At 67.1% G+C, this 16,387-nt stretch carries 14 protein-coding genes and 1 tRNA gene; 6 read left to right on the forward strand and 9 right to left on the reverse strand.

Annotated elements, in window-relative coordinates:
• Nucleotides 1-5: 5 nt before the first annotated feature.
• Nucleotides 6-425, reverse strand: a complete 420-nt coding sequence (locus tag ACN675_RS12940; protein WP_420751240.1) for a Zn-ribbon domain-containing OB-fold protein — start codon at nt 423-425, stop codon at nt 6-8.
• A 191-nt stretch (nt 426-616) separates the two neighbouring features.
• On the reverse strand, nt 617-2,284 hold the full coding sequence (locus ACN675_RS12945) for an MBL fold metallo-hydrolase (protein ID WP_420751219.1): 1,668 nt from the start codon (nt 2,282-2,284) through the stop codon (nt 617-619).
• A gap of 235 nt (nt 2,285-2,519) precedes the next feature.
• On the opposite strand from ACN675_RS12945, the gene ACN675_RS12950 reads away from it, so the two are divergent.
• The 3 genes from ACN675_RS12950 (at nt 2,520) to ACN675_RS12960 (ending at nt 5,124) form a co-directional block, all read left to right on the forward strand.
• On the forward strand, nt 2,520-3,647 hold the full coding sequence (locus tag ACN675_RS12950; protein WP_420751220.1) for an NDMA-dependent alcohol dehydrogenase: 1,128 nt from the start codon (nt 2,520-2,522) through the stop codon (nt 3,645-3,647).
• 35 nt (nt 3,648-3,682) lie between these two features.
• Nucleotides 3,683-4,513: a serine hydrolase domain-containing protein gene (locus ACN675_RS12955; RefSeq protein ID WP_420751221.1), complete on the forward strand. Its 831-nt coding sequence runs from the start codon at nt 3,683-3,685 to the stop codon at nt 4,511-4,513.
• Between the two features lie 104 nt (nt 4,514-4,617).
• Nucleotides 4,618-5,124 (forward strand): DUF3145 domain-containing protein, encoded by a 507-nt coding sequence (locus ACN675_RS12960; protein WP_420751222.1) that lies wholly within the window; start codon nt 4,618-4,620, stop codon nt 5,122-5,124.
• 99 nt (nt 5,125-5,223) lie between these two features.
• Here ACN675_RS12960 and ACN675_RS12965 read toward each other — a convergent pair whose 3' ends face one another.
• From ACN675_RS12965 to aceE, 6 genes are all read right to left on the reverse strand, one after another.
• A complete protein-coding gene (locus tag ACN675_RS12965) occupies nt 5,224-6,657 on the reverse strand; it encodes an acyl-CoA carboxylase subunit beta (RefSeq protein ID WP_420751223.1) in 1,434 nt (477 codons plus the stop codon).
• Nucleotides 6,658-6,755: 98 nt separating this feature from the next.
• Complete coding sequence (locus tag ACN675_RS12970) at nt 6,756-7,997, reverse strand: KasA/KasB family beta-ketoacyl-ACP synthase (RefSeq protein WP_420751241.1); 1,242 nt, start codon at nt 7,995-7,997, stop codon at nt 6,756-6,758.
• A gap of 8 nt (nt 7,998-8,005) precedes the next feature.
• The gene (gene acpM / locus ACN675_RS12975) at nt 8,006-8,284 is read right to left on the reverse strand and encodes a meromycolate extension acyl carrier protein AcpM (RefSeq protein ID WP_068162700.1); all 279 of its coding nucleotides are present in this window, start codon (nt 8,282-8,284) and stop codon (nt 8,006-8,008) included.
• Between the two features lie 122 nt (nt 8,285-8,406).
• Nucleotides 8,407-9,324, reverse strand: a complete 918-nt coding sequence (locus ACN675_RS12980) for an ACP S-malonyltransferase (RefSeq protein ID WP_420751224.1) — start codon at nt 9,322-9,324, stop codon at nt 8,407-8,409.
• A gap of 128 nt (nt 9,325-9,452) precedes the next feature.
• Nucleotides 9,453-10,766, reverse strand: coding sequence for a PucR family transcriptional regulator (locus ACN675_RS12985; RefSeq protein WP_197257817.1), 1,314 nt, complete (start codon nt 10,764-10,766; stop codon nt 9,453-9,455).
• Nucleotides 10,767-10,815: 49 nt separating this feature from the next.
• Complete coding sequence (gene aceE / locus ACN675_RS12990) at nt 10,816-13,671, reverse strand: pyruvate dehydrogenase (acetyl-transferring), homodimeric type (RefSeq protein ID WP_420751225.1); 2,856 nt, start codon at nt 13,669-13,671, stop codon at nt 10,816-10,818.
• 357 nt (nt 13,672-14,028) lie between these two features.
• Between aceE and ACN675_RS12995 the strand changes: the two genes are divergently transcribed.
• The 3 genes from ACN675_RS12995 to ACN675_RS13005 all read left to right on the forward strand — a co-directional run bounded on the left by ACN675_RS12995 (nt 14,029) and on the right by ACN675_RS13005 (nt 15,094).
• Entirely contained in the window at nt 14,029-14,451 is a 423-nt protein-coding gene (locus ACN675_RS12995) for a DUF3052 domain-containing protein (protein WP_420751226.1), read from the forward strand.
• Between the two features lie 75 nt (nt 14,452-14,526).
• The gene (locus ACN675_RS13000) at nt 14,527-14,991 is read left to right on the forward strand and encodes a peroxiredoxin (RefSeq protein WP_420751227.1); all 465 of its coding nucleotides are present in this window, start codon (nt 14,527-14,529) and stop codon (nt 14,989-14,991) included.
• 31 nt (nt 14,992-15,022) lie between these two features.
• Nucleotides 15,023-15,094, forward strand: a tRNA-Val gene (locus ACN675_RS13005).
• 615 nt (nt 15,095-15,709) lie between these two features.
• Here the strand turns inward: ACN675_RS13005 and ACN675_RS13010 are convergent.
• Nucleotides 15,710-16,345 carry a hypothetical protein gene (locus tag ACN675_RS13010; RefSeq protein WP_420751228.1) on the reverse strand — a complete coding sequence of 212 codons (636 nt, stop codon included), beginning with the start codon at nt 16,343-16,345 and terminating at the stop codon, nt 15,710-15,712.
• Nucleotides 16,346-16,387 lie beyond the last annotated feature (42 nt).

Here is a 16,387-nt window from a genome sequence, read left to right on the forward strand (position 1 = left end):
ACGGATCAGATCGGCGCGAACGCCCACGTGACGATCTCGGTTCCGTCCTCGTCGGTGTAGAACGGAACGAACGTGAGCTCGAGCTCCATGCCGGGCTGCAGCTTGGCCGGGTCGGTCTCGGTCACTCGCGCCTCGACGCGCACGACGTCGCCGAGCTGGACCAGTCCGAAGACGAACGGCTTGAACGTGGCCGCCGTTTCGTTGCCCGCGTACGGCTGCTTCGGGACGAATCCCTGCGTCGTCCAGGCCACCAGCGTGCCGCGCCGGGGGAGCAGCAGATCCGAGATGTTCGCGCCGCTACAGCGCGGGCAACGCGGCTGCCGCGGCCACGTCGTCGCGGAGCAGTCGTCGCAGCGGCTGCCGATGAGCTGCGGATCCTCCGCGGGCCAGGTCGAAACGTCGGGCGCGAGCGCCTTCGTTGTCATGAGCACGTCCTCCGTTGTCCGGTGCCGTCGCGACAGCTTGTTGTCGCATTCAGGCATGCTGATTACGTTAGACGGAAATGATGTTCTCGACAACGAGAGCACGATATTCACACGGCCGCGTGTGACGGAGGGGCGTACAGCCGGGGATTACGGCCGGTCGGTCGCAGGACTCGAGGAAGAGGCTCGAGGAATCAGAAGCGCATGCGGCGCCGCCGCGTGGCCCGCTTGCGGCGTTTGTGTCGCGGCGTGTCGTCACGGATTCGCGACTCGGCCACGGGTTTCGGCCGCGCCCCGGAGCTGTAGCTCTCGAGCACGGCGTTCATGTCGGCGATCGCCTGTTCCCTCGCGCGACGGTCTTCGATCCGCAACAACTTCTCGCGCAGATCCACGGCGAAGGCGGCGTATTCGTTCTGCCAGTCCCGTCCGGTCGTGTATGCGCGCGGCTCGGCGGTGCCGAGCGGTTCGGCCGGGCCGCCGGCGTGCAGGCGGTACCGCGCTCCGAGGTCCGGCGCGACCACGGTGAGTGTCGAATCGAGTTCCTGCGCGGCGCCGGCGAGAGCTGCCACGGCCTCTGGTTCGCCGTGGTCGAGGAACACCGCCCCGGTGACGGGTGTGCGGTCGCGGAGCCACTCGACCAGTTCGTTGTGGTCGGCGTGCGCGGAGTAGGTGTCGATCCGCCGGATCTGTGCCCGCACGTCGACGTCGGACCCGGAGATGCGCACGCGCTCGGCGCCGTCCAGGATGATGCGGCCGAGCGAGCCCTGCGCCTGGAAGCCGACGAACAGCACCGTCGAGTCGTGGCGACAGAGATTGTTGCGGAGATGGTGGCGGATCCGCCCCGCCTCGCACATGCCGGACGCGGCGATGATGATCGCACTGTTGAAGGTGTCGATGCGCATCGACTCCTCGGCGTCCTGCGTGTACTCGAATGCGGGGTGGCGGAAGATGTTCCGGCCGTCCAGATCCTCGAGTTCCTCGGTGTACCGGGCGAACACGTTGGTGGCACGAATCGCCAGCGGTGAATCGACGAACACCGGTACCTGTGCGACGCGGTTGTCGTCGACGAGGTGGGCGATGTCGAGGAGTAGTTCCTGGGTCCGTTCGAGAGCGAACGAGGGGATCACCAGGTTGCCGCCGCGGCCGAGTGCGCGGTTGATCTCGTCCTCGAGTACGGCCCGGCGTTCCGCGATGGTGCACCGCGGTCGTGTCCGGCCTCCGTACGTCGACTCGCACACCACGTAGTCCAGATGTGAGGGCCCCTCCGGATCGGCCTGGAACGCTTTGTGTTCCGGTCCGAGATCCCCCGAGAAGAGCATCCGCACACCACCCACCTCGAGTTCGACGGACGCCGAACCCAGGATGTGGCCTGCGTTCCACAGGCGGGCGCGGAATCCGGGAACCGGCTCGAACCACTGCTCGAGCGGCACCGGCCGGGCGTGGCTCCAGGCCTCGAGTGCGTCGGCCTCGGTGTATATCGGTGCGAACGGCTCGTGGCCGGCGCGGTCTCGCCGCCGGTTCCGGCGTTCGGCCTCGAATTCCTGGATGCGGCCGGCGTCGGCGAGCATGAACTCGAGCAGGTCGGCGGTCGCGGCCGTGCAGTGGATCGGGCCTCCGAAACCTCTGGCCACCAGTTTCGGCAGGAGCCCGCAATGGTCGATGTGGGCGTGCGTGAGGATGACGGCGTCGACCGAGTCCGGATCGAACGGGAACTCCTCGAGATTGAGTCTCTCGAGGCTCCGCGAGCCCTGGAACAGGCCGCAGTCGACGAGTATCCGTCGGTCCTCGAAGGTGACTTCCATGCACGAACCGGTCACGGTCCTCGCGGCACCGTGGAAGGTGATCTCCGGAATGTCGGCCACGGGTTCCTCCACCGCCTGGGATTCGCGAGGCATCGCGACTGGATCCACGCTATCCGATCGTGCGGTCGTGGACCGGATGTGGGTGGTCGAGTGTCGACGTCACGACGCGACTCCGCCCGGTCGTGGTGGCATTCGACGCCACTGTGCGCCCGCCCAGTGAGAACCTGTTCCAATTCACACCGAATGTGGTTATCGTCACGTGCGGAAGTCCGAATGTGATGGAGGGTGATGTCAGATGAAGACCAAGGGTGCACTGCTCTGGGGGGTCAACGAGCCGTGGTCGGTCGAGGAGATCGAGCTCGGGGATCCCGTTGCGGGCGAAGTGCAGATCCGCATGGAAGCGGCCGGCATGTGCCACTCCGACCATCACATCGTCACCGGTGCCACGCCCATGCCCAGCTACCCGGCCATGGGCGGACACGAGGGTGCCGGTGTCATCACCAAGGTGGGTGAAGGCGTCGTCGGACTCGAGGTGGGCGACCACGTCGTGCTCTCGTTCATCCCGTCGTGTGGGCGGTGCCCGTCGTGTGCGACCGGGCACTCGAACCTGTGCGACCTCGGCGCCGGTCTGCTCAGCGGCCAGGCGATCTCCGACGGCACCTACCGCATCCAGGCCCGCGGGGAGAACGTCATCCCGATGTGCCTGCTCGGTACGTTCTCGCCGTACATGACGGTCAACCAGACCCAGGTCGTCAAGATCGAGAAGGACATCCCGTTCGAGCTGGCCGCGCTGGTCGGCTGCGGCGTGCCCACCGGTTGGGGATCGGCCACCCACATCGCCGACGTCAAGCCCGGCGACTCGATCGCGGTCATCGGCATCGGTGGCGTCGGCATGAGCGCGCTGCAGGGCGCGGTCGCCTCGGGTGCCCGGCACGTCTTCGCCATCGATCCGGTGCCGTGGAAGCGGGAGCAGGCGCTGAAGTTCGGTGCCACGCACGCCTACGCTTCCATCGAAGAGGCCATCGTCCCGATCATGGAGATCACCTGGGGCAAGATGTGCCAGAAGACGATCATCACCGTCGGTGAGATGAAGGGCGAGCTGGTCGACCCCGCGCTGACCATCACGGCCAAGGGCGGTACCTGCGTCGTCACCGCGATGGGCTTCATGTCCGACATGGACGTCAAGCTGAACTCGTTCCTGTTCGCGATGCTGCAGAAGGAGCTCAAGGGCAACATCTTCGGCGGCTGCAACGTTCGGGTCGACATCCCGAACCTGTTGGACCTCTACAAGTCCGGGCAGTTGAACCTCGCGGACATGGTCACCCGCACCTACAGCCTCGAGCAGATCAACGAGGGCTACCAGGACATGCTCGACGGCAAGAACATCCGCGGCGTCATCCGCTACACCGAAGCCGACTGGTGACAACCGGACTGGCACCGGTCTTCTAGTCTGGACCGGTGCGCAGTCTGGAGCTCGTTTCCCAATGGCCGGTCGATCACGCCGCCGCCGCAGTTCTGACCCGCGACGGCGGCGTGATCGGCACCGTCGGTGAGACCGCCGAGGTCTATCCGCTGGCGTCGGTCACCAAGCCGCTCGTTGCGTACGCGGTGCTCGTCGCCGTCGAGGAAGGGGCGATCGAGCTCGACCAGCCGGCGGGCCCTCCCGGATCCACGGTCCGTCATCTGCTGGCCCACGCCTCCGGCCTCGCGTTCGGGGAGCAGAAGGTCCAGGCCGAACCCGGCCGCAAGCGCATCTACTCGAGCGCCGGATTCGAGGTGCTCGCCGACCTGATCGCCGACGAGACCGGAATCGTGTTCCCGGACTATCTGACCGAAGCCGTCTTCGAACCGCTGGGCATGCGCGAATCCACGCTGCCCGGGCCCGCGGGGCACGGCGGTCACTCGTCGGTCGCCGACCTGTCCCTGTTCGCCGCCGAACTGCTCGCCCCGACACTCATCTCGGAGGAGACGTTCGCGGCCGCGACTTCCGTCCAATTCCCGGGGCTCGACGGTCTCGTGCCCGGCTACGGTATGCACAAACCCAACGATTGGGGTCTCGGCTTCGAGATCCGGGGGCACAAGAGTCCGCATTGGACCGGATCGGCCAACTCGCCCCGCACTTTCGGACATTTCGGGCAGTCGGGCACGTTCCTCTGGGTCGATCCCGATCCGGGCATCGCGTCCGTCGTGCTGACGAACCGCGCCTTCGGGGACTGGGCGAAACCCCTGTGGCCCGCGTTTTCCGACGCTGTTTTGGGTGAGATCACAGAAACCTCTCCGGTTCGCTAGCGAAACACCGGTCACAGGGGCAAACTGTTTCGAGTGTCGCCGGGTGCGACCGCCGTGGACGACGGGCGTTGGGGAAGACGTTCTCGTCGAACACGGAGGTGTGTATGCGCGCGTCGAACCAGTTCGCGGATGCGACAACGGGAGTGGTCTACATCCACTCCTCGCCCGCTGCTGTGTGTCCACATATCGAGTGGGCGCTGGCTGCCACCCTCGACAGCCGGCCCGATCCGACCTGGATCGGCCAGCCCGCGGATCCGGGCCTGCTGCGCACCACCGTCAACTGGACCGGCCCGGTGGGCACCGCCGCGAGGATCGTCGACGCCCTGCGCGTGTGGCAGATGCTGCGTTTCGAAGTCACCGAGGATCCCAGCGAAGGTGTCGACGGCGAGCGCTACAGCTACGCTCCCGGACTCGGATTGTGGCGCGGCAACACGTCGGCCAACGGGGATGTGGTGGTCGGTGAGGGCCGTCTGCGTGCCCTGCTGGCGTCGGGCAACCTGGCCGCCGAACTGCACCGTGCCCTCGGGACCGCGTGGGACGAGGTGCTCGAGCCGTACCGCTGCGGCGGCGACGGCGCCGAGGTCACCTGGCTGCGTCGCAACGTGGGCTGACCCGCCACGGTTCCCCCGTACCGAACCTCCACGAGACGAATACGCCGAAGCCCTTCCGGATCGCGGATCCGGAAGGGCTTCGGCCGTGCGGGCGTCGGCTTACAGGGGAATGTTCTTGTGTCCCCCGCGTGCCGGAGCCGCGGCGGCGAGCGCCGCGGTGAGAGTGCTGCGGGTGGTGGCGGGGTCGATGAGTTCGTCGACGACACCGATGGACATGGCCCGCCCGACACCACCGGCGATCGCCTCGTGTTCGGCGGCGAGACGGTCGTGCAGCGCTTCGCGCTCCTCGTCCGGCGCGGCAGCCAGAGCGCGCTTGTGGAGGATGCCGACGGCGGCCTTGGCGCCCATCACGGCGACCTCGGCCTCGGGCCACGCGAACACGGCGGTCGCGCCGAGTGCCCGCGAGTTCATCGCGATGTAGGCGCCGCCGTAGATCTTCCGGGTCACCAGCGTCACCCGGGGCACGCGTGCTTCGGCGAAGGCGTGCAGCAGCTTCGCGCCGCGGCGCACCACGCCCTCCCATTCCTGGCCGACACCCGGCAGGTAGCCGGGGACGTCGACGACGACGACGAGGGGCACACCGAACGCATTGCACATGCGCACGAACCGAGCGGCCTTCTCGGCGCTCTCCGAGTTGAGGCATCCGCCGAGCCGCAGCGGGTTGTTGGCGATGACCCCGACCGTGCGACCGCCGAGGCGGCCGAATCCGGTGACGATGCTGCGTGCCCAGTTGCCTTGCAGCTCTTCGAAACTCGATTCACCTTCGACGTTGTCGAGGAGTTCGTGGACGATCGGCCGCACGTCGTAGGCGCGCCGCGGGGATTCGGGGAGAAGCGCCCGCAGGTCGGTGTCGCCCCGAGCGGCGAGCTCGATGTCGAACTCGCCCTGATCGGCGAGCATCGACACCAGGCGCCGCGCGCGGTGGAGCGCGTCCTCTTCGTCCTCGGCGGCGATGTGCGCGACACCGGACTTCTTGGTGTGCGTGTCCGGACCACCGAGCGATTCCATGTCGACCTGTTCACCGGTGACGCTGCGCACCACGTCGGGCCCGGTCACGAAGACGCGTGCTTCCGGCGCCATGATGACGATGTCGGTGAGGGCGGGGCCGTAGGCGGCGCCTCCGGCGGCGAAACCGAGTACGACGGAGATCTGGGGGACCCGGCCGGACGCGCGGACCATGGCCTCGAACACGAGGCCGACGGCGTGCAGGGCCTCGACTCCCTCGGCGAGCCGAGCGCCCCCGGAGTGCCAGAGGCCGACGACCGGCAGGTCGCGTTCGATGGCGGTGTCGATCGCGGCGACGATGTGCTTGCAGCCCTCGACACCCATGGCGCCACCCATGACGGTGGCGTCGGAGCAGTAGGCGACGGTGCGGATGCCGTCGATGTAGCCGATCGCGGCGAGAACGCCCGACTTGTCACGCGGATGCAGCGTTTCGGTGGTGCCGGCGTCGAACAGATTCTCGAGCCGCGCGAGCGGGTCTCGAGGGTCCACCGCGGTGTTCCGAGTGTCGGCAGGATCCAGGATGGTCATCGGTGCTCCTCGGGAAGGCGGGTGGTGGGGTGTTCGTGGTGGAGGTGCCGAGAGGGGATGGGACCTCCACCACGAACATCGAGCGGGCGTCGGACGGGTCAGGCCCGGCCGAACGCGAGCGCCACGTTGTGCCCACCGAATCCGAACGAGTTGTTCAGCGCGAAATCGAAGTTGCCGTAACGCGGTTCGCCCTTGACCACGTCGAGATCGATTTCTGGATCCTGATTCTCGAGGTTGAGCGTGGGCGGAATGACTCCGTCCCGCAGGCTCAGGACCGTCAGTACTGCCTCGAGGGCACCGACCGCACCGATCGAATGTCCGAGCGCGGACTTCGGTGCGTAGATCGCGGCGTGCTTGCCCACGGCCGCACCGATTGCCTTCGCTTCGGCGATGTCGCCGATCGGGGTGGCCGTTGCGTGTGCGTTGACGTGGGCGATGTCGGACTTGGTGAGTCCGGCGGTCTGGATCGCCCGGGTCATGGCACGGGCAGCACCCGTTCCCTCGGGATCGGGGGCCACGATGTGGTACCCGTCCGAGGTGATTCCTGCGCCCAGGACGCGGGCGTGGATCGTCGCGCCACGTGCCTTGGCGTGTTCCTCCGATTCGAGGACGAGCATTGCGCCCGCCTCGCCGAAGACGAAACCGTCGCGGTCCTTGTCGAAGGGGCGGGACGCACCCTTCGGGTCGTCGTTGCGGGTGCTCAGCGCGCGCATCATCGCGAAGCTGGCGGTGGCAACCGCATCGAGCTGACCCTCGACACCACCCGTGACGATGATGTCGGCGTCACCGAGCGCGATCATCCGGTACGCGTGGGCGATCGCTTCGGAACCCGACGAGCACGCCGAGACCGGCGTGATGACCCCGGCGCGGGCGCCGAGTTCGAGACCGACGGTGGCCGACGGGCCGTTCGGCATGACCATCTGCACCGCGAACGGCGACACCTTGCGGTATCCGCCTTCGCGCAGCTTGTCGACGGCGTCGATGAGGGATTCCCCACCGCCGAGACCGGTACCGATGACGACACCGAGCCGCTCGTGGTCGACCTCCGGGCTGCCGGCGTTCGTCCACACCGTGCGTGCGAGGGTCAGCGCGAGCCGTTCGACGTAGCTCATGCGGCGGATCTCGACGCGGGAGAGTCCTTCGTCGGGGCTGACCTTCAGGGTTCCGCCGATGCGGACCGGGAGGTCGAACTCTTCGACGAATCCGCCGGTGAGTGTGCCGATGCCGCTTTCCCCGGCGAGGAGTCCCTTCCACGTGGCATCCACATCACCGGCGATCGACGTCGTGGCCGCAAGGCTGGTGACGACGACGTTGCGCAACGTAGGAGAGGCGGAAGTCACGGTCGGGCTCACTCGTTGTCGTTCGAGATCTGAACGCCCTCGGCCTCGAGCTTCTGGATGTAGGCGACGATGTCACCCACGGTGCGGAGGTTCGCGAGGTCCTCGTCCGGAACCTTGACGCCGTACTTGTCCTCGGTCTGGACGGCGATCTCGACCATGGAGAGGGAGTCGATGTCGAGATCGTCGACGAAGGACTTCTCGATGGTCACCTCGGAGGGCTCAATACCGGTGACCTCTTCGATGATCTCCGCGAGACCGGCGATGATTTCTTCCTGGCTGGTGGCCACGTCGTGGCTCCCTTCGTGTGTTTCAGTGATGGGGTCTGAATTTCCGGCCGGATGTTTCCGGCCGGGCCCGGGTACCCGGATCGGGCGTACCCGTGTTTGCTGCGCGACGCGCGCGCAGCAAACTATCCGAGTCCGGGCAATTCGGCCAGTGCCGTGAAATCGTCCGCGGACTTGAGCGCCAGGGTGGGGGTGCCGCGCATCTCGCGCTTGGCAATACCCACCAGGGTGCCCGCCGGGGGGAGTTCCACGACGGCCGAGACCTGGGCGGTGCGCAGATGCGCGGTGCACAGGTCCCACCGCACAGGCCGGGTCACCTGTGCGGCCAGCTTGGAAAGTGCGTCCGCTCCGGACGCAACGGGGGCGCCGTCGAAGTTGGACAGCAGGGTGCGGGTCGGTTCGCTGGGAACGATCTTCGCCGCGGCGTCGGCGACCGCCTCCTGGGCGGGCGCCATGAATCGGGTGTGGAAGGCGCCGGCGACCGGCAGTTGCCGGATCCGTGCTTTCTCGGGCGGGTTCGCGGCCAGTTCCTCGAGCGCCGAGATTCGGCCGGCGGCAACGATCTGTCCGGCGGCGTTCACGTTGGCCGGGGCCAGGTCCAGCTCGGCGAGCCGGGCGAGGACCTCGTCCTCCGCGCCACCGAGGACCGCGGACATGCCGGTCGGCTCGACGGCGCAGGCCTGGGCCATCTCGGCACCGCGGATCGCAGCGAGCGAGACGGCTTCGTCGGCGGTGATGACGCCGGCGATCGCGGCCGCAGCGAGTTCACCGACCGAGTGCCCTGCGACGACCACGTCGGCCGGGACGAGGCCGCGGGCGTCGAGTTCCTCGAAGGCGAGCAGCGCCGTGGCGACGACGAGGGGCTGGGTGACCGCCGTGTCCGTGATCTCCTCGGCGGTGGCGGTGGTGCCGAGGCGTTCGAGGTCGAGCCCGGCGGCCTTCGACCAAACCTGGATGCGATCGCGGGCGCCGGGCTGCTCCAACCAAGGGGCGAGCATGCCGGGTGTCTGGGACCCCTGACCGGGGGCGAGCAGCGAAATCACGAAGATCAGGGAACACCCTGCGGAGGCCTCCTCGAGATGTCGGCTGGGATGAAGTCTCGAGCAGGGATTTGTAGGGTTTCCACAAAAGCCCAAGTCGACCGTGACTATCGATCGACCGGCTGTGTGTGTTACGTGCCCGAATCGCGAAATGTGAATCGTGTGACCGGTGGTGACTGAGTTCGGAGTTTGTTATGGCTTCGAGCCAAACGACCCACTGTTGCGGCGATTCGGAGAACGTATGCATCACGGGGATTCGTGGGGTCCCGGCCGGTCACTTCTGTGATTCGCTTCAACCGGTACCGGACAGTATTTGGATGAACAAACAGCTTTCGTGCGCAGGTCTCGACAGCACCCCCACTGTCGAGATATGCGTCGAGCGTGTTCGACAGCGCCGGACCGGCCGCCGCCAAGGGACCGACGATGTAGTCCTCGAGTGCCTCGATCGCCGCCGCGTCGCCCAGCAGGGCACGTTCGGGCAGCAACTCCGCCGCGTGCACCGGGCGTGGAGCGCCGGGCCATCCCGCCACCGCCTCCATCGCGGCCATCGCCTCGACGGCCGAGACGTGCGCCGATCCCAGCGTCGGGGTGGTCGGACCGATGACGACCGCATCGTCCGAGAATGCGCGCATCAATTCGTCACGGAACGCCGCCGCCTCCGGCGTGCCGTGCAATATCCCGCTGACCACCATCACGAGCCGCTCACCCTGCACGACCGCCAGTGCCGCGCGACCGTGCTGCTGCGCGATGGTGTGCACCGTCGTCACCACCGACACGTTCTCGTCCGGCGGGGGAGTTCCCACGATCACCGTCGCGGGGGCGGTCGCGTCCCAGTTCAGGGTCGCCGCGCGCGACTGCATGTCCGCACCGGTGTCGCCGCGCACCACGGCGTCGACGACCAGCGCCTCGAGCCGTGTGTCCCACGCGCCGCGCGACTCGGCGGCACTCGCGTACACCGACGCCGCCGCGAACCCCAGCTCGCGGCCGTACCGCAGGATCGCCTCGGTCAGGGCCACCAGCTGCTGCTCGTTGCGGGCGAGCGCCGGCAGCCACTGCTCGAAGAACTCCATCGCGGCCCGCACCATGTCGACGGTCTGCCGCAACGTCAGCCGCCGCGCCAGGTCCTGCGGGATCACCTGGTAGGCGTCGGTGCTGAAACGGATGTCGCTTTCCGGGTCGCGCACCCACTCGATGAAATCGACGACCGACGACTGGATGACCAGCTGCACGGTCGCCCGCTGCGAGGCGTCGAGGTCGGCGAAGAACGGCAACTGCTCCTGCATCACGTGCACGGCCTCGGTGGACAGTCGGCCGGAGAACTGCTTGACGCGCCGCAGCAGCGCGTCGGGCAACGGGGCACGTTCCGGACGCGCCGGCGGCACCGGGCGCCCCGTGGGAGCGCCCGGTGCACGTGTCAACCGCGGTGACGCGGAATCCTCGACCATGGGACGAAACTACGCCCGCGGCCGATCGCCCGTTGCAGGACGGGCCGGATCAGGCCACGCCCGGATCCGACGTCTGCTCCGGCGCGGCCGTGACGTCGTCGATCTTGTACTTCGCGGCGGCCTCGACGGCCCGCGCCCGATCGACGGCACCCTCGCGGCCGAGCGCGGCGAGCACCGCGACGACCGTCGATTCGGCGTCGATGTTGAACACGCGGCGCGCGGCGGGACGGGTGTCGGAGAATCCGAAGCCGTCGGCGCCGAGCACCGTGTAGTCACCGGGCACCCACTGCCGGATCTGGTCCGGAACCGCCCGCATCCAGTCGGACACCGCGACGAACGGGCCGGCCGCATCGGACAGCACCCGCGCGACGTAGGGGACCGGGGCCTCGGCACCCGGATCGAGCAGCGCCTTGCGGTCGCACTCGATGCCGTCGCGACGCAGTTCGCCCCACGACGTCACCGACCACACGTCCGCGGACACACCCCACTCCTCGGCGAGCAACTCCTGGGCGCGCAGCGCCTCCGGCATGAGCACACCCGATGCGAGGATCTGCGCCTTCGGGCCGGATGCCGCACCGGTCCGGTACAGGTACATGCCCTTGAGCAGCCCGTCGACGTCGAGGTTCGCGGGCTCGGCCGGCTGCACGTACGGCTCGTTGTAGAGGGTGATGTAGTAGAAGACGTCCTCCCCACCGAACCCGTCGACGCCAGGGGTTCCGCCGTACATGCGGCGCAGACCGTCGCGCACGATGTGGGCGATCTCGTAGGAGAACGCCGGATCGTAGGTGACCGCCGCCGGGTTGGTGGACGCGAGCAGCAGCGAGTGGCCGTCGGCGTGCTGCAGACCCTCACCGGTCAGCGTGGTCCGACCGGCGGTCGCGCCGAGCACGAAGCCGCGGGCCATCTGGTCGGCCGCGGCCCACAGGCCGTCGCCGGTGCGCTGGAACCCGAACATCGAGTAGAAGATGTACACCGGGATCATCGGTTCGCCGTGGGTGGCGTACGACGTGCCCACCGCGGTGAACGAGGCGGTCGAGCCGGCCTCGTTGATGCCCTCGTGCAGGATCTGGCCGACCGCGCTCTCCTTGTAGGCGAGCATGAGTTCGGCATCCACCGACGTGTACAGCTGGCCGTTGCGGTTGTAGATCTTCAGCGACGGGAACCACGAGTCCATACCGAACGTGCGGGCCTCGTCGGGGATGATCGGCACGATGCGCGGACCGATCTCCTTGTCGCGCAACAGTTCCTTGAGCACACGCACGAGCGCCATGGTGGTGGCGACCTGCTGCTTGCCCGAGCCCTTGCGCACCACGTCGTAGGTCTTGGCCTCGGGCAGCTTCAGCGGTGCCGCGGAGGTGCGGCGCTCGGGCAGGAACCCGCCCAGCTGGCGGCGCCGGTCCAGCATGTACTGGATCTCGGGGGACTCGAAGCCGGGGTGGTAGTACGGCGGCATCTTCGGGTTCGCCTCGAGTTCGGCGTCGGAGATCGGGATGCGCTGCAGGTCCCGGAAGTACTTGAGGTCCTCGAGCGTCAGCTTCTTCATCTGGTGCGTGGCGTTGCGACCCTCGAAGTGCTTGCCGAGGGTGTAGCCCTTGATGGTGTGCGCCAGGATCACCGTCGGCTGACCCTTGTGCTCCATCGCCATCTTGTAGGCGGCGTAGATCTTGCGGTAGTCGTGGCCGCCGCGCTTGAGGTTCCAGATCTCCTGATCCGTCAGGTCCTTGACCAGCTCCTTCGTGCGCGGGTCGCGGCCGAAGAAGTGCTCACGGACGAAGGCGCCGTCGTTGGCCTTGTACGTCTGGTAGTCACCGTCCGGGGTGACGTTCATCAGGTTGACCAGCGCGCCGTCCTTGTCGGCGTGGAGCAGCGCGTCCCACTCGCGTCCCCACACGACCTTGATGACGTTCCAGCCGGCGCCGCGGAAGAACGACTCCAGCTCCTGGATGATCTTGCCGTTACCGCGCACCGGCCCGTCCAGGCGCTGCAGGTTGCAGTTGACGACGAAGGTCAGGTTGTCCAGGCCCTCGGTCGCGGCGACGTGGGCGAGACCGCGCGATTCCGGCTCGTCCATCTCGCCGTCGCCGAGGAACGCCCACACGTGCTGGTCGGAGGTGTCCTTGATGCCGCGGTCGTGCAGGTAGTGGTTGAATCGAGCCTGGTAGATCGCGTTCATCGGGCCGAGGCCCATCGAGACCGTGGGGAACTCCCAGAACTCCGGGAACAACCGAGGGTGCGGGTACGACGGCAGGCCGCCGCCCAGCGACGCGTGGCTGTGTTCCTGACGGAATCCGTCCATCCGCTCGGGTGAGATGCGGCCCTCGAGGAAGGCGCGAGCGTAGATGCCGGGGGAGGCGTGGCCCTGGATGAACACCTGGTCGCCGCCGCCCGGATGGTCCTTGCCGCGGAAGAAGTGGTTGAAACCGACCTCGTAGAGCGCGGCGGAGGACGCGTAGGTGGAGATGTGACCGCCGACGCCGATGCCCGGCCGCTGCGCGCGGGTGACCATGATCGCGGCGTTCCAGCGGATGTACGCACGGAAACGGCGCTCGACCTCTTCGTCACCGGGGAACCACGGTTCGCTCTCGGTGGGAATGGTGTTGACGTAGTCGGTGGAGGTCAACGCGGGGATCGATACGTGGCGCTCGCCGGCGCGCTCGAGCAGGCGCAGCATCAGGTAACGGGCGCGGGTGGGGCCGGCGGCTTCGAGCATGCCGTCGAACGATTCGAGCCACTCGGCGGTCTCGGTCGGATCGATGTCCGGGAGGTAGGAGGCCACACCCTCGCGAATGACGCGAACGCGGCTGTCGGTGGCCGGTCCAGTCGAACTCGGCGAGGGCCCCGATCCCTTGGCGCCCGGTGTGTCGGCGCCGTCTAGGGATTGAGGTCCGTGGATCAGGTCTGTCAACGTCTGCTCCTCATCGTGGTGGGGCGCGCAGGTGTGGCGCCCACTCCGTTGATCGGCTCTTGTGGGAGCCGACTCATCGACATCTGAACATGATGCACCCCTCATCTTCCCCCATTCGGGCGTGCGGGGCAGCGGCCGGTGGTCCTGTTCCTCCCAGTGCGGACGAGAAGGGCGAATCACCCGAACCGGACGGGCGGTGTCCGTGCGGAGTAGCGTGGGGAAAGAAACTCGGGTCTTTCGTTGCGATTCGGCTTGCGCTGAGCGGTCGAACGATGTTCGCTTTGACCAATCGATGCAATCGTCGTCACACCGGCGTCCGGGCAACCGGGCGCCGGCAACCAGAAGGAGGGAACCACCGTGGTCGCCGCGGCGGACGCCAAGAACTACGTTCAGAAGCTCGGTATCACCCACGACCACGTGGTTCAGGAACTCGGATGGGACGAGGACGTGGACGACGAGATCCGCGTCGCCATCGAAGAGGTAACCGGGTCCGAACTGCTCGACGAGGACTCCGACGAGGTCGTCGACGTCGTCCTGTTGTGGTGGCGCGAGAGCGACGGTGATCTCGTCGACACACTGATGGACGTGATCAGCCCGCTGTCGGACGAAGGGGTCGTGTGGGTACTGACGCCGAAGACCGGCCGCCCCGACCACGTCGAGCCCAGCGAGATCGCCGAATCGGCGACCACCGCCGGTCTCACCCAGACGTCCGCCGCCAACCTCGGCGACTGGACCGGCAGCCGGCTGGTGCAGCCGAAGGCTGCCCGTCAGAAGCGCTAAGCTCCGCTCACATCGACGCTGAGCTCGGCTCGCTCATCCAGTAGTTCCACTACCAGCGAAGGATCCGACTGCCCGATGGCTATCGCGGTGGGCGCCGAAGCGCCCAATTTCACCCTGAAGGACCAGAACAACCAGGAAGTCTCGCTGTCGAGCTTCCGTGGCAAGAAGAACGTGCTGCTGGTGTTCTACCCGCTCGCGTTCACCGGTGTGTGCCAGGGCGAACTGTGCGCGGTGCGAGACGACCTGCCCACCTTCGAGAACGACAACACCGCGATCCTCGCGGTCTCGGTCGGTGCGTCGCCCACCCACAAGATCTGGTCCGCCGAGCAGGGCTACACGTTCCCGCTGCTGTCCGACTTCTGGCCGCACGGTGAGGTCGCGCAGGCGTACGGCGTGTTCAACGAGAAGCTCGGCTTCGCGAACCGCGGCACCTTCGTCATCGACAAGGCCGGCATCGTGCGTTTCGCCGAGGAGAACCAGCCCGGAGAGCCCCGTGACCAGGGAGCTTGGGCCAGGGCGCTCGCCGCGCTAGAGTCCTGAGTCGACTCCGGCGGAACTCCGCCGGAGATCGGGGCGTGTAGCTCAGTGGTAGAGCTCTGGTTTTACACACCAGCGGTCGGGGGTTCGAAACCCTCCGCGCCCACTAGGTAGTCGGCCGTGAAGGTCTGCGCAAGGCCTTCTTGCCCGTCGAGCCAGTCTTCTCCCACTTGGATGTTCTCGGCTTAAGGCAGTGCCGCATCCTCTTGAGATCTTCGTCGAAGGGTGGCGCGCACAGTCGGGGTCATTGCGGCGCTCGCGTGCCTCAACTTGGCAATTCTGCTGGCGGTGCGCCGAACGTTGTGGTCTCGGACCTTCCTGGCATGACTGCGTCTCCGGGCTCGCCTGATCTTGTCGCGTCCCACGCCCGGTGCCCGAGCATTGAAGGCGGAAGCGCTTTACGACGGGGTGCTGCTCGAGGTCCAGACGTGGGCCGAGCTGGACGGTTCGATCGGGAAGGCGGACATTGGCGCGCTATTGCTGTGGGAGCGGCTGAACCTCAATACAGCCTGGACTCGCGAGCTTAACGAGTGGCCGGACCGGAAGGTGCGAGCAGTTACTGCTGAGGCGTTCGAGTGTGCCAGGGACGTCGAACGAGAGGGTGAGCGTCGCGACGGGCGACGGGTGGCGTCCCCGCTACATGGACAAAGCGCTCTTCATACTTGGCGGCTGAGCCCTGGTCGGTGGGAAAGGTGGACCCTCTTCGTCCGCGCTCTGCGGATCAGAACCCGCGGGGTGAGCCAGGAGCGCCAGGGATTAGGGTCTCGGGAACTCGCCACTCCCAACTTATGTCTTTGCCAAGCATGTCCAGGTAGATGCTCTGGGTTCCGAAGGGGACGTCGAATGCGTAGGTGCCGCGATACGTCGAAGCAGGAGCGAGTGGTTCCTGGAACGCATCGTCGTTGAGTTCGTCGCAGTTGAGCGCAGCGGTGCTGATCAGGCTCCCGAGGACGGCTCCGTCCGGGCCGACGCCTCTCCAGTTGCTGGCTTTCAGACTGCGGTCAGCCATCTCCTTGACGCTACGGTTGCCGGCGCCTGTGACCGCCTCTGCGTAGTTTGGCGCTGTTACGGCTTCGACGTCGACGAAGAGGTATTGCCCGTTCGGGGTGATCTGCCAAAAGCCTGTGCACTCCGGGTTCATGCGTGGGTTGCTCAGAGTGAAGGTGAAGGCAGGTTCTCCGCTGACGTTGTCGATCAGGCCAGCTGACTCGCCGAAATTCTTTTCGATGCGACCCTGGGCGTTGCGGGGTGGTTCAGGCGTGGTCGATGTCGATTCCGACGATGCAGTAGCCGCACTGTCCGTGGCGCTGTTCGTATCATCTGTAGCGCACCCAGCCAGCAGCAGAAGCGATGCCATCAATGCTGCCCGGATCCTCATGTGCACAACCTCCTCGAGCTA

The sequence above is a fragment of the Rhodococcus sp. O3 genome (assembly GCF_048897285.1).
Taxonomy (GTDB): Bacteria; Actinomycetota; Actinomycetes; order Mycobacteriales; family Mycobacteriaceae; genus Rhodococcus.

What these genes read in the sequence shown, in the direction of transcription:
- ACN675_RS12940 (WP_420751240.1), bottom strand. Translation starts at nt 425, where the DNA reads ATGACAACGAAGGCGCTCGCGCCCGACGTTTCGACCTGGCCCGCGGAG.
- ACN675_RS12950 (WP_420751220.1), top strand. Translation starts at nt 2,520, where the DNA reads ATGAAGACCAAGGGTGCACTGCTCTGGGGGGTCAACGAGCCGTGGTCG.
- ACN675_RS12960 (WP_420751222.1), top strand. Translation starts at nt 4,618, where the DNA reads ATGCGCGCGTCGAACCAGTTCGCGGATGCGACAACGGGAGTGGTCTAC.
- ACN675_RS12965 (WP_420751223.1), bottom strand. Translation starts at nt 6,657, where the DNA reads ATGACCATCCTGGATCCTGCCGACACTCGGAACACCGCGGTGGACCCT.
- ACN675_RS12985 (WP_197257817.1), bottom strand. Translation starts at nt 10,766, where the DNA reads ATGGTCGAGGATTCCGCGTCACCGCGGTTGACACGTGCACCGGGCGCT.
- ACN675_RS13000 (WP_420751227.1), top strand. Translation starts at nt 14,527, where the DNA reads ATGGCTATCGCGGTGGGCGCCGAAGCGCCCAATTTCACCCTGAAGGAC.
- ACN675_RS13010 (WP_420751228.1), bottom strand. Translation starts at nt 16,345, where the DNA reads ATGGCATCGCTTCTGCTGCTGGCTGGGTGCGCTACAGATGATACGAAC.